Genomic DNA, 13,041 nt, shown 5'->3' on the forward strand with positions numbered 1-13,041 from the left:
AAGCGGCTAAAAAGTATCGGCATTTGCCATATCGTGAATGGCAGCGAGGTATTCCGGTTTGAAGCGCATGATGATATTCCTTTGCAGGAGGTCTACTCTTACAAGGATCTTTTTCATTTGGTCCACATGTACTACTTCGCAGGAAAGCCCGCAAAGCGGCCCTTTGGTGATCACCAGCCGCTGGCCGTCGCGGAAGCGTTCTTCAGAGACACTAATGTCTTCTCCGTGTTTTGCCACCATACGGATCTGATCGATCTGGTCCTGTTCCATCCGGGCAAACTGCTTTCCGAATCTTACATAGCTGGCAGCGCCACTCACATGCTGGCCATAATAAAATTCTTCGATACTGTTCAGCTTCACAAATACATAGGAAGGGAACAGTGGCAACTCAACGATTTTTTTTCGATCATTCCATTGCCTGACGGTACTGTAAGTTGGTGAGAAGCTCTCCATGCCGTGTTCCAAAAGCTGACTAACTACTTTCCGTTCCTGGCGAGGCACGGTGTAGATCAGGTACCATCCGTAGTTAAAGGTACTCATAGCGATTATTTAATATTTTGAGAAAAAAGTGATACGGCAGAAACAGGCATGACAATCCCCCTCCCCCTTTTTGGGGGGATAACAGATGAGGAGATAACACGATGCGTGTTGATTAGGGTGTTCGAAAGAGGCAATGCTGTTCCGCTATAGCGTGGCTGCTATTGGTGTGGCAAATGAGAGGAGAAACAACACCTGCTATGAACCCGAAGGTGTTAATGATAATAAGTTAACATAGGCTATTTACGTGCGTGGATGTCGAAAATTATTAAATTGAAATGCATACGATTTCAGGGCAAAACAAAGCTATCGCTACAGTAAGTACCAAAGTACCTATTGTAAAACGACTGCGTGGCAATTGGCTCAACAGAAACTGACTATTTAAAACTTAAATGTGCAAAAACGGGTTTTGTAAGGACACTCAGAAGAAACTTCTAATAAACCGGTATCAAGTAATCCATTTATTGGTACAGCTGGTTGAAATAGCAAACTTATGAAACTGACTTAACACCTGGCCGGAATGTCTTTTAGGTTAAAAAATCAATTGGAAACAAACTTTTTTTCATTGTAGTAAATCTAATGAATGATTTGTTAAAAAGCAAAGAAATTATATAAGATTTTTCAGCGTTATTGTTGTCGTTAATCATAGACACGCTGTGATAAAGTCTTCTGTCCACGCCTGCTTCCGCCTGGTGTTTTTTCGTAAAATGAAACCTGGCATTAAGCGAAAGCTAGATAAGTTAGAACCCATTCACGGAAGACATCTTCCGATGATTACCTTCTCCACCGGGAGATGGAGAAGGTAATCATATAACAGGCGGGGTATCAGGACCTGATTTCCCGCCGCATAAAAAGAAAATATGTGCCTGCGAAACAAACCGTAGAAGCAGCCACCAGGCCTGTCACCTGTGGCCAGACAATCATCAGGCTTTCTCTGAAAGGCAAGGGCGCAGGAATGGCTCCTGCCATCTGTTCCATGGTCAGCGGCCCAAGACTTCTGACAGAAGGCATCAGTAAAGTGGTGGCAGCATCCGTATACAGCTGGCTGGGCGCTACCCTGAAAAACGACAGCAGGATATTGTTATAGGCCATTACCTGTTCAGCCTGCAACGACGCAGGATCCGGCAATACAGCCCTCGCCACCATGTTAACCACAATCTGGTAAAAGACGGTAAAGAACAACCAAATCCCGATGGCGGTGATCGCAGAGGTAGCCGCATGTCTGAAAGCGACTGAGAGCCCGATAGAAAGGCTCAGCCAGAAGCCCACGTATATAACGCTCAGCACCGCAAATGCCAGTATCCGGAACAATTCTGCGGCTTCTATGGGAACGCCTGTCAGCATAAGCCCTGCTCCGACCATCAGCAATACGAGGCTGAGAAACAGCACTCCGACCAGCAACAGTGCCGCATAAAACTTCGCCAGCAAAAGATGATCGCGATAAACCGGTTGCGCCAGCAGCCTTACCAGCGTACCGTTGTTTTTTTCTGAATTGACAGCATCGAAGCCCAGCGCTATGCCCAGTAACGGCCCGAGGAAACTGATAAAGATGTGAAAAGCCGGTAGTGAATTATCGGACGTGGTCAGTAATTTCAGGTATACAAAAACGTGGTCCGGATCGTTGACGTTCTGCACTGCTTTCCCCAGGTTGGTCAGCGATACATACATAGCGCCTGCAAAAGTAAAAAGCACCAGCAGCAACATCACTATAAAGCGCCAGCTGCGGATATGATCACCGACTTCCTTACGCACCATTACTTCAAAAGGGCTGTAGGCACGCGCTTTCGACCAAAGGCTATTAAAATAAACTAACGGACTTCCCATTGGAAACTTTCTTTTTTTACATTATTCTCAAAAAAACGATGGTAGATCTCATCCAGTCCATATTCTTTTTTATGTACGCCGGTCACATTCAACCCGTTTTGTACGAAGAGCCGCACGATATCAGGCGTAACGTCTGTATGGCAGGACAGTTCCCATGTGTTGGCCGTGGTGACCAGGCTGTTGACGCCGTCCAGATCCCGGAGCTGACGTTCCAGCGCTTCCGGAGCCGCTACTGCCTCCCGTACCGAAACCTGCACTACCAATGAATCTTTCCCGAACAGATGGCCCGACAGTGTTTCGATATTTCCTTCTGCCAGTAGTTTTCCTTCCACGAAGATGCCCACACGGTCGCAGATCTGCTGCATCTGGTGCAGATGGTGGGACGACAGTATCACGGTGAGCGCCTGTTCGCGGCTGAGCTGCCTTATGAGATGCAGGAAGTCCCGGATACCTGCAGGATCTATGCCTAACGTGGGCTCATCCAGAATCATCACGGCAGGCTCGCGGATAAGCAGGTCCGCCAGGCCTAGCCGTTGTTTCATACCACGTGAGTAGGCTGCGGCCTTTTTATGCATCTCCGCTCCCAGCCCTACCATTTCCATCGTTTTTTGAGCACGGGAAACGATTTCCCGCTCAGCAATGCCATTCAGCCGCCCGATGTACACCAGGTTTTCCAGTGCGGTCATATTATCGTAAAACCCGGCGCTGTCCGGCAGGTAGCCTACTTTTCGCCTGACGGCGATGGGATGGCGGGTAGCATTTGTTCCACACACGATGGCCTCCCCTGCTGACGGCTCCGCAAGTCCCAGCATCATCAGTATAGTCGTGGTTTTACCGGCGCCGTTAGGCCCCAGCAACCCGAATATCTCCCCTTTGCTGATTTTCAGGGAGAGGTTGTCTACCGCCTTTTTAGCGCCGTAGGTTTTTGTCAGTCCATGCAGTTCAATGATGGGATTTTCCATAGCGCTTTATCTCCTTCCGTATTTACGAATCAGGTAATACACAATCCCTAATGACAGCAGGATCACGAGCATACCTATCCATCCCGCCAGCAGGGAAGTTTTTACAGTCATCCGAAAAGCGGCGTTGCTGTTGGCGTTATTATTCCTCACTGTAAAACTGGTCACATAATCGCCGGCGATTGTTTTATCAGGAACATGCAGCGTAGCGGTAATATTTTGTTCTTTATCGGGGTCCAGTCGGTCTATCTTTGCCGGCTCAAAGGTGGCATTCCATCCTACCGGCGCCTGCGCGGAAAGCTCCAGTCCTTCCAGCGGCAACGTGCCCGTGTTTTTTACCGTCAGTTGAATCTGTTTGCTCCGGCCTTCCGTGATCTCGTCACTCAACCGGCCTGACGGCGTTGTCAGCTCGAGGCCATAGTTACCTTTTACCACGGCCTCCAGGTCAGTACGGAGTGTGTCCGTTGCTGTTACGGCCACTACCGGGACCGTATATTTTCCCGGCTTTACAGAGGGCGCAGCGGTGATTTCCACGGAGATATCCTGGGTCCTGCCGGAATCCATTCTCAGTCCTGCAATCTGGCTGCCCTCTGTGCGGAACACGGTGCTCCAGCCTTCCGGGGCGGAAGCCCGAAGTTCGTACAGCTGCGTGTGACCGCTGCCGTTATACAGGCTGGCGTTGTAGCGAAAAGTCTCTTTGGCGGTAGCCTCAATATTCATCAGTCTGACGGTAAAGGCCGATCTGCCTTTTCCCGGAATTTTCTGGGCCAGCGCCGGCGTTGTAAATGCAGCAAAAGAAAAGCAAAAAAGGGATACGCTCAGGTAATTCGATAACGTTGACATACCACGAATGTTGACGATTAAGATTAATATAATTAATGGTTAAAAAATAAAACGGGATGCGCTCCCCGGCCGGCGGCGGGGAACAGAACAGGATAACAGACCGTGGTTAAACACCGTCAGCTATCAGAAAAGTATAATAAACAGGTAATCAATACGGGCCGTCCTTACGGGAGCGGGAGGCATGCAGGGACTGAATGGTAATGGTATCAGCAATAATGGTTCCGGTAGCGGTAGTTTCTCCTGTGAACGTTGGATCTGCTTGGTAAAATACTGTTTTGGCTTTTAAAATGTTCGTCATGCTAGTTGAAATTGAATCGATTAAAAACAAATTCAAATAGAAAATGGCTACTCCTGCAAACAGGCCACATTGCAGCCGTGCCCGGAGGATTAAAATTTACTGACAGTTGTAACGACCGAAAGTTAAATGATCAATTGTTAGAATAATGTTAAAACCTCTTAAAAAAAGACAAATAATAGCCACCAGCAAGGCTATCAGGTCAATATTTTTTTCCGTTCCCCCATCTTTAGAGACGCCCATACTGGTATACTCTGTTATACTGGTATCATTATTATACCGTACAGGATCTACCTTTGTGTCGTCAAACAAAACAGCAACACATGCGTACGATATCAACAGACACCTTGCAGATCAAAGACAGCATCCGGGAACTGATGGCCCGCTACGTCCGGCATGCAGATGAAAAGGACTGGGAAGCACTTGCGTCCCTGTTTACGCCGGACGGCACCTTTACGCCGTTAAACGTGGAGGGGAAAGCCCTCGTCAAGATGGAGGGCCGTCAGCAGATTGCCGAAACCATCCGCCGGAGCGTGGGAACAGCCACCGCTATTCATCATCTTTTCTCTTATGAGATCGATGTTCCGGGTGAAGGCCAGGCGAAAGGCGTGTTTTCGATGGAAGACTACCTCCTTCGTCCCGATACGGAACCGCTGCCGCCGGCAGCAAACGGTCATATTCCCGCATTCCGGTCACTGCACGGATATGGCCATTACCACGGAGATTACGAACTGCGGGATGGCGTTTGGTACATCAAAAAATTAATTCAGACAAGGATAAAACTCGACTTCACTTTTTAAAAACAAAGAACCATGAGCGCAACATTAGTTCCATTTAAAGTAGCGGTACCCGAAGAGGTACTGGCAGATCTTCAGGACCGCCTTCGCAGCACACGCTGGGCAGAAGACCTGAACAACGACGATTCCTATTACGGTATCAGCACCGCTTACCTCAAAGATATTGCGGACCATTGGCTCCACACATACGACTGGAAAAAAGCCGAGGCGAAACTGAACGCTTTCCAACAATATAAAGTCACCATCGACGGCCAGCCGGTACACTTTATCTATGAAAAAGGAAAAGGCCCCAATCCAACACCTATTATTCTCTCCCACGGATGGCCGTGGACCTACTGGCACTGGAGTAAAATCATCCCGGCGCTGACAGATCCGGCCGCCCATGGCGGCGATCCGGACCAATCCTTCGATGTCATCATCCCGTCTTTACCCGGCTTTGGCTTTTCTACACCGCTGAAAGACGGCGAAATGAACTTCTGGAAAATGGCTGAGATCTGGCACCGGCTTATGACAGAGGTACTGGGCTATAAAAAATACGCCGCTTCCGGTTCCGATTACGGGATGCTGGTCACCGCGCAACTCGGCCATAAATATGCCGGTGAATTAATTGGCGTCCACCTTGGCCAGGAAATGCCGCTCATGATATTCCAAAGCGAACGTCCCTGGGACCTGACAGAGGGACACCTGGTTCCCGCCGGAGCGTCGCAGGAGTTACGGGACGGTATCCTTCACTTTCAGCGCACCTACGCCTCCCACGTGGCGGTACATATGCTGGACCCGCAGACCATTACTCACGGCCTAAACGACTCTCCCACAGGCATGCTGGCCTGGATACTGCAGCGCTGGAAAAAATGGAGCGACCCTCACCAGGATTTTGAAACGGTGTTTTCCAAAGACGACATCATCACCTTTGCCATGATTTACTGGGTGAACCAATCCATCGGCAGCTCTATCCGTGCGTACTCCAACGCCAGCCGGTACCCGTGGAAACCTTCGCATAACCGGCAGCCGGCAGTAGAAGCGCCCACCGGTTTCACTTTCCTGACAGGCGACGCCTATCCTCCCCTGGCAACGGCAGACAACCGCGTGGATATTTTTAAAAACGGGCCCCTTGCCAGCCAGTTTAATACCGTATATGCGAAAGCGTTTGAAAAAGGCGGTCACTTCGGCCCCTGGGAAAACCCGGAGGCCTTTATTGAAGGCATCCGCGATACGTTCCGGATACTAAAATAAGCCCTCCCCCGAAAACAAAGAGGTCCTTGTAACCTCTTTGTTTTTATTTGAAAAGGGGAAAAAGTTGCAAATATGTTCATATGTATATACATTTAATAGAGAAAAGATATACCTGGCAGGCAGACAGCTGAACAATGAACTACAGGTTGCCCTTGGGATATATCATCCGTTATGAAAATTTATACATGGTGAAACGTATTCAACTTGTCCTGCTGCTGATGGCCTTATCGATATCAGCGGTTATGGCACAGCGACCCAAAAACACATCTGTCCTCCCCGGGTAACTGATATCTGGGTGGTATTTAAAACACATTTTGACCTTGGTTTTACAGACTTACCGGAAAACGTCTTCAAACGGTACCGGGAGGAAATGATGACCAACGCTTTGAGCATTATAGAAAAAAATGCCTTGCTGCCAAAAGAAAAGCGGTTCTCCTGGACTGTTTCAGGCTGGCCGCTGCAGGCGCAAATACTTGGCCCGCTGCAGCCCTCTGAACGAAAAGCGCAAATCGGGCAGGCAATTAAAACCGGCGCGCTGGTCGTACATGGCCTGCCTTTTACCACCCATACGGAATCACTGGACTACGAAGATCTGGTACGGGGCCTCGGCTATTCTTCCATGATCACGCGGAACTACGGCCTTCCTATGACCATCAGCGCAAAGATGACAGACGTCCCCGCACATTCCTGGATCTTGCCGACCTTACTGCATCATGCCGGAATCAAATTCCTTCAACTGGGTTGTAATCCGGCCAGTCAATATCCCCGGTTTCCGGAACTCTTCTGGTGGGAAGGTCCAGACGGCTCAAAAGTGCTCTGTAATTATACCGCGCTCTATGGATCTGACATCCGGCCCCCTGAAAACTGGCCATGCAAAAATTATCTGGCCATGCAAATGACCGGGGACAACCACGGGCCGCCTACTTCGCAGGAAATTGATAACCTTCTCGCCTACGCGGCCAGGGAAATGCCTGGCGTCCGGATACATTTTGGTACGCTGGATGATTTTGCCAAGGCTGTTCTCGCCGAACATCCCGTACTGCCGACAGTTAAAGGTGATTGTCCCGACACCTGGATCCACGGTATACAATCCAATCCGCAGGAAACCAGAATTGCAAGGAACATCCGCCCGCTCGAGTCCGCACTGGACGCGTTACACACGCAGATGAGCAGCTGGGGAATACCAACTGCATCCATTTCCGGCGAACTGGCAAAAGCCTACGAACAAAGCCTGTTATATGGAGAGCATACCTGGGGAATGAACGCAGAATACGGCCCCCGCTATAGTTATGGCGACGACTGGAGAAAATGGATGGCTGCTGCCGCAGCCGAACCGCTTCCCCCCAACGGCGATTATACGCTCCTGAAAAACAGCGATGCACACAACACCTCCATCGGCAGCAAAAGAAAGTGGCTTCATTCCTACGATGAAAAGCGCCGGTATATTCTCAATACCCGCGACATCGTGTATAACAGGCTTAACCAAGATCTCCACCTGCTGGCCTCTTCTGTAAAAAAAACCGGTAAACGCATCGTCATTTATAACCCACTTCCATGGAAAAGATCCGGCATGATTGAAAATCCATGGCAGAAAGGAAGCTATTATTTTGTCAAAGACGTTCCCCCATCCGGCTATGTTACCTGGTCACCCGAAGCGCAGGATAGTCCGCGCATTAGTCATGACAGGGAACCGGTGTTAAACACTCCCAGCTTCCAGGTGACATTTGATTTGACGAGAGGTGGCATATCATCGTTGATAGAAAAGCCGACCGGCCGACAACTGGCTGATACCACCGCTGCCTATGTTATTGGCCAGTTTCTGCACGAAAGATTCAGTACGCATGAAGTTGACAATTGGTTTAATGCCTACAGCCGCATAAAAGACGGCTGGGGCCTGAACGATCTGGGTAAGCCCGGGATGATCGATGCAACGAAAGCTCCTTACCTGGCGTTTACCCCCAAAGCATGGGATATTGATGTCGCCCATACCGCAGCAGCAGATATTGCCACGCTCTCAGCGACAGACCCGGAAGGCCATGCTGAAAATTACACGCTGACCTTTACCTTCCCGCGTGATGCAGCCTACGTGGATGTTACCTGGTCAGTTACCAACAAAACTCCGGACAAACAACCGGAAGGAGGATGGCTCTGTTTCCCCTTCAACGTTCAGCAGCCCACCTTCACGATGGGACGCCCGGGAGGTCCTGTAGACCCCTCCAAAGACATTATACCCGGTTGCAACAGATACCTGATGGCCATCAATTCCGGCGTGGCCATCACCAGCCCGGATAAATCAGGCATGGCGCTATCCTCTGCGGATGCGCCGTTGGTCAGTCCCGGCGAGCCCGGTCTCTGGAAATATTCGATGGATTACATACCCCGCCAGCCCGCCCTTTTTGTTAATCTGTATAACAACATGTGGAACACCAACTTCGCCCTGTGGCAGGAAGGGACCTGGACAGAAAGCGTTCGTATATGGCCTGTGGCCCGGGGCACCTCAACTACAGAGAACCTTGTCAAATATGCATGGGAAACCCGCGTGCCCTTGTTAACAGCCACCGCGGAAGGCGCACCGGGAATATTACCGGAAACGCAGCAGGGAATAGCCATTTCCCGGCCAGGCGTCCTGGTGACCGCCTTTGGCGATAATCCGGACGGCGACGGCACTATTTTACGCTTATGGGAACAGGCAGGTATTTCCGGGAACTGTACCGTAAATTTTAATGATCAGCAGAAAATTAAGGCAGTTTTACCACTTGATTTACGCGGCAATAAGAAAGGCGCACCCATCGCGGTAAAAAAAGGATCGTTTGTTTTCAGGCTGGACAGGTATTCTCCGGCATCGTTCCTGCTCATTTATGAAAAGCCAAAGAAATAATAGCAGGCCTGGCGGCACGGGAAGAACGAATCCTGGCTTATCCATCACCCAAAGCGCTTTTCAGGGAGTTTAACCAAAGCTGGATTGGTAAAACTGTACTCTCCCATGTTAATTTTGGCGATAAAGAACTGTTGTGTATTTTTGGAAGGCCGGGATAGGTATCGTGCAGCGATTTTTTCACCCTCCTATTCCTTATATCATGAGAAAGGTATTATTTCCGGTTCTCTTCCTGCTTGCTTTCAGTCCGGCTTTCGGCCAATCTTCACAGGCAGAACGGTTTATCGATTCTTTTGTCACAAAAAATAACTTTAACGGCACCGTTCTTTTGGCAAAAAACGATAAAGCCTGGTACCGAAAGAGCTTCGGGACCGCCAACTTCCGGCTGAATATTCCCAATACCACCGACACCCGGTATAAAGTCGCTTCCATTACCAAAGCCTTTACCGCTGTGTTAATACTCCAGCTCTATGAGCAGGGAAAAATTGATTTAAACAAGTCCATTAGCAGCTATTTGCCCGATTATAAAGGAGAAGGCGCCGACAAGGTAACGGTAACGCAACTGCTGAACATGACGTCGGGCATCCATAACATGGATGCCGGCCTGACCCTGGAATCAGCATTGAAAAACGGTATGCCGCAGTACCAGGCGCCGCATACCAGTGATGAAATGCTGGCGCTCTTCTGCAGCGGCAAGCTGGTAAACGAACCCGGCAAAGTATGGGACTATAATAATGCCGACTACATTATCCTGGGAAAAATCATTGAACGTACTACGGGAAAGACTTTTGAGCAAAATCTCCGGAGCAGTATCCTTCAGCCGCTGAAAATGGCCAATACCGGCATTGCCTATCAGCAGGAAATCATTCCCCGCCTGGCTGACACCTATTTTTACCGGGACGATATCAAAGCGATGGTCAATGACCTCCCGGTGTACCCGGAAAACTGGTACGCTGCCGGCGCGATGTATTCCACTGCGGACGATATCCTGAAATTCTCCAATGCGCTTTTCGGAAAAAAACTGCTGAAGCAAACCACGCTCGACCAGATGTTTACCTCCGGAAAAGATGAATACGGTTATGGTGTCTGGGTGTATAAAGATTATGACATTCACGGTAAACACTATACGATTATCAAGAGGCCGGGGTCCATCATGGGCGCACAGGCCATGTTGTTCCACGTCCTGGAAGAAGGGTCCACCATCATTATCCTGAGTAATACCGGCACCACCAGCCTGGATGAATTTGCAGCAAAAATAGCTGCGCGGATAGTCAGATAAAGCCTTCAGCTGCTGTTGCCTTCAAAAAAAGAATCCGGCTCCAGCGCGCCGGGGATCTTTTATCCAGGCAGATACCGCTGTAAAAGCCGGCAGCCCTGCATATCCACCGATTGGCGGAATGCAGGGCTGTTGGGGCTTTTGCAGGATTTAATTTCTTATAAAAGCAACGGCACTGTTCCTGCTGCTGCCATCTCCGTTGATTTGCAGTATCCAGGTGCCGGCAGGCAGTCTGCTGACATCCAGCGTCACGGTATGAACGCCGTCATGCCCCGCTTCATAATATACCTGTTGCATACGCTGTAAGGTGGTACTATGGAGGACGGACAGATAGCACTTCCCTCCTGCCGGGGCGGAGAACTGTACGTTCATGGTGTTACCTGCTACCGGGTTAGGATATACGGTGGCGCTGGCGACCGTCTTCATGCCGGCGACAGCGCTGCCGCAATCCCGAACGTATGTCCAGGGTTTTCCGGCGCCGCTGTTCAGGTCAGGCGGATTGTTTTGCGTCCACCAGTTGGCCTTATAGATTTTCGTTTTATAAACGGCCTGGTCACCGGCAGCATAAGCTTTGGAAGATATCCATTCGGCGATGCCTCCGCAGCCGGTATCGGGCCGGGGGCCGTTGGAACAGGCGCCCAGCAGTTCCCATGTATCGCTGCTGCCGGGGACGCTGGCGCTGCCGGCCCACCACTTGTTGCGATAAATGTTATTGTTATAGAGGACGATATTTCCGGCGGTGGTGTAGTTCTGAGTGGCCTGCCACTGGGGAAGATTGGCGCAGCCTTCAAAAGTACGGCTGTTCCATACGGCAAAGCTGACGGTGGTGGAAATGGTGTCCATCCCGGTTCTTATTCCCCGTGCGGTGGCGGTGAACTTATTGTAGGCCGGGGGCGTCCATTGTATCACAGAGTCATTGAAAAGCTGACCGTTGACCACGATCTGGATTTTGCTGATCTCCTGGCGGGGATCATTTTTGGTAACGGCCAGGGTAACGGGACCTAAGGAAGTGGTAGAAAGGATACCATTGGCGGGCTGGAGAAAACGAATGGATGTAAGGCTGGCGCACTCCCCGTTATCGACGGTGAACCGGGACATATTGGCGCATCCGCAGTTGGCGGAATTATTGCCTCCGTTCAGTTCGAGGCTTACCTGCTTGAGGGTGGCATAACGCTGGTAGTGCGCGATGCGGCTCAGCACTTTGGTATTTTCTGTTCCGCTGCCACATTCGATACCACCGTTGATGATATTGACCGTAGCGCCAAATCCCGGCCTGATGCCGGCTGCCTGTTGTGCCGGTGTAGGCGTCCACTTGCCGGGGATCATCACATCGTGGCAGGATGGTTTGGGATACTGGGGCGCCATCCAGAACCAAAGACCGGTTTCGAAGGCGATCGCGCCGTCCTGTATCACTTTCTCCGGGTTGGCCAGCAATACGTTTTTATCGCCGAAGATCAGTTCGCTGGCCTGGCCATAGTTATAGTTGTAACTGAGTTGGATGGGACCTCTGCCATGATACGATTTTCCGGGTGCGGGAGGATAAATGGTGTTGGTCTCATCCCGGTAACCGATATTGTTGGTCCCTTCGTAACCTTGTTCCTCCCGGAAATACAGTCCCCAGGCGTATTGGCCGCCCGGCGCCGTGGGCCAGCCACCGGTTGTTTCCTGGGAGATATTGGCCAGGAACGCTACCAGTTCCCTTTTACGGGCATTGATATCGCCTTCAGCGGCGAAGGAGCCATAGTCAAGCACCTGCGTGATAATGGCGAGCCCGCTCCAGGTAGGGTCGTTGAAGCCCGGATCGGTCCTGATCACGGTGCTCACCCCCGTGGTTTTATCGGTACGGGTGATCCGGTAGTAATCGGTACCGCAACGTCTTTCCAGCAGCACCTTGATGTTGGACATACGCCGTACCGCCTCCACGAAGTTGCTGTAGGAATAGAAATCCTTCGCCGGGCTCGTGGGCAGCGTTCCGGCGCCGGTGCGGTCGTCAGGATTAAAACGATGAGGAAACAGTACGTCCCATTCGGCACTGCTGATCAGTGTGGCAACAGATGTGTCAGCGACAGACGGTACGCTCCCGGGATTTGCGGCCTTGTGGCTGGCGGCAGTGTGCGACCAGCATAAAAGGCATAGGACTACAGTAGTAATCAGAGGGTGGATTTTCATAACCAGCTAAATTTGAAGAGTGGGAAAATGGCCGGTAAACTACAATCCCTCGTTGCTACCATACAGCAGACCCGCCACCACGGGCAATATATCGAAAACATACCGCCTACTGCAGCACGGCGGCTATTACGCTGCTATAGCATCAAAATGCAACCGATGGTCATTTACGGCCGCTGATCTACTGTCGTATCATCGCATTGGCGCACTGTAGTTTTATTGAGGAAAACCACGCC

At 50.5% G+C, this 13,041-nt stretch carries 11 protein-coding genes; 5 read left to right on the forward strand and 6 right to left on the reverse strand.

What is annotated here, in order from left to right; genetic code table 11:
- Nucleotides 1–6: 6 nt before the first annotated feature.
- The 5 genes from nusG to HF324_RS18470 form a co-directional block, all read right to left on the reverse strand.
- Complete coding sequence (gene nusG / locus HF324_RS18450; RefSeq protein ID WP_168803884.1) at nt 7–540, reverse strand: transcription termination/antitermination protein NusG; 534 nt, start codon at nt 538–540, stop codon at nt 7–9.
- 822 nt (nt 541–1,362) lie between these two features.
- Nucleotides 1,363–2,361, reverse strand: coding sequence for an ABC transporter permease (locus HF324_RS18455; protein ID WP_168803885.1), 999 nt, complete (start codon nt 2,359–2,361; stop codon nt 1,363–1,365).
- Nucleotides 2,346–3,323, reverse strand: a complete 978-nt coding sequence (locus tag HF324_RS18460; RefSeq protein ID WP_168803886.1) for an ABC transporter ATP-binding protein — start codon at nt 3,321–3,323, stop codon at nt 2,346–2,348. Before HF324_RS18460 ends, HF324_RS18455 begins: the two co-directional genes overlap by 16 nt.
- 6 nt (nt 3,324–3,329) lie before the next feature.
- Nucleotides 3,330–4,163 carry a COG1470 family protein gene (locus tag HF324_RS18465; RefSeq protein WP_168803887.1) on the reverse strand — a complete coding sequence of 278 codons (834 nt, stop codon included), beginning with the start codon at nt 4,161–4,163 and terminating at the stop codon, nt 3,330–3,332.
- A 148-nt stretch (nt 4,164–4,311) separates the two neighbouring features.
- Nucleotides 4,312–4,461: a hypothetical protein gene (locus HF324_RS18470; RefSeq protein WP_168803888.1), complete on the reverse strand. Its 150-nt coding sequence runs from the start codon at nt 4,459–4,461 to the stop codon at nt 4,312–4,314.
- 320 nt (nt 4,462–4,781) lie between these two features.
- On the opposite strand from HF324_RS18470, the gene HF324_RS18475 reads away from it, so the two are divergent.
- The 4 genes from HF324_RS18475 to HF324_RS18490 all read left to right on the forward strand — a co-directional run bounded on the left by HF324_RS18475 (nt 4,782) and on the right by HF324_RS18490 (nt 10,642).
- A complete protein-coding gene (locus HF324_RS18475) occupies nt 4,782–5,258 on the forward strand; it encodes a nuclear transport factor 2 family protein (protein WP_168803889.1) in 477 nt (158 codons plus the stop codon).
- A 12-nt stretch (nt 5,259–5,270) separates the two neighbouring features.
- Nucleotides 5,271–6,488, forward strand: a complete 1,218-nt coding sequence (locus tag HF324_RS18480) for an epoxide hydrolase family protein (protein ID WP_168860483.1) — start codon at nt 5,271–5,273, stop codon at nt 6,486–6,488.
- 295 nt (nt 6,489–6,783) lie between these two features.
- A complete protein-coding gene (locus HF324_RS18485; RefSeq protein WP_168860484.1) occupies nt 6,784–9,366 on the forward strand; it encodes a glycoside hydrolase family 38 N-terminal domain-containing protein in 2,583 nt (860 codons plus the stop codon).
- A 199-nt stretch (nt 9,367–9,565) separates the two neighbouring features.
- A complete protein-coding gene (locus HF324_RS18490; protein WP_168860485.1) occupies nt 9,566–10,642 on the forward strand; it encodes a serine hydrolase domain-containing protein in 1,077 nt (358 codons plus the stop codon).
- Between the two features lie 147 nt (nt 10,643–10,789).
- Here HF324_RS18490 and HF324_RS18495 read toward each other — a convergent pair whose 3' ends face one another.
- Nucleotides 10,790–12,808, reverse strand: coding sequence for a glycoside hydrolase family 19 protein (locus HF324_RS18495; RefSeq protein ID WP_258539156.1), 2,019 nt, complete (start codon nt 12,806–12,808; stop codon nt 10,790–10,792).
- A gap of 12 nt (nt 12,809–12,820) precedes the next feature.
- Between HF324_RS18495 and HF324_RS18500 the strand changes: the two genes are divergently transcribed.
- Nucleotides 12,821–12,985, forward strand: a complete 165-nt coding sequence (locus tag HF324_RS18500; protein ID WP_168803893.1) for a hypothetical protein — start codon at nt 12,821–12,823, stop codon at nt 12,983–12,985.
- Nucleotides 12,986–13,041 lie beyond the last annotated feature (56 nt).

Origin of the sequence: Chitinophaga oryzae, assembly GCF_012516375.2 — a bacterium.
In the GTDB taxonomy this organism is placed as follows: Bacteria; Bacteroidota; Bacteroidia; order Chitinophagales; family Chitinophagaceae; genus Chitinophaga; species Chitinophaga oryzae.

Coding starts and splice junctions, on each gene's coding strand:
- HF324_RS18455 (WP_168803885.1), bottom strand. CDS start 2,361: ATGGGAAGTCCGTTAGTTTATTTTAATAGCCTTTGGTCGAAAGCGCGT.
- HF324_RS18490 (WP_168860485.1), top strand. CDS start 9,566: ATGAGAAAGGTATTATTTCCGGTTCTCTTCCTGCTTGCTTTCAGTCCG.
- HF324_RS18465 (WP_168803887.1), bottom strand. CDS start 4,163: ATGTCAACGTTATCGAATTACCTGAGCGTATCCCTTTTTTGCTTTTCT.
- HF324_RS18495 (WP_258539156.1), bottom strand. CDS start 12,808: ATGAAAATCCACCCTCTGATTACTACTGTAGTCCTATGCCTTTTATGC.
- HF324_RS18480 (WP_168860483.1), top strand. CDS start 5,271: ATGAGCGCAACATTAGTTCCATTTAAAGTAGCGGTACCCGAAGAGGTA.
- nusG (WP_168803884.1), bottom strand. CDS start 540: ATGAGTACCTTTAACTACGGATGGTACCTGATCTACACCGTGCCTCGC.
- HF324_RS18460 (WP_168803886.1), bottom strand. CDS start 3,323: ATGGAAAATCCCATCATTGAACTGCATGGACTGACAAAAACCTACGGC.
- HF324_RS18475 (WP_168803889.1), top strand. CDS start 4,782: ATGCGTACGATATCAACAGACACCTTGCAGATCAAAGACAGCATCCGG.
- HF324_RS18470 (WP_168803888.1), bottom strand. CDS start 4,461: ATGACGAACATTTTAAAAGCCAAAACAGTATTTTACCAAGCAGATCCA.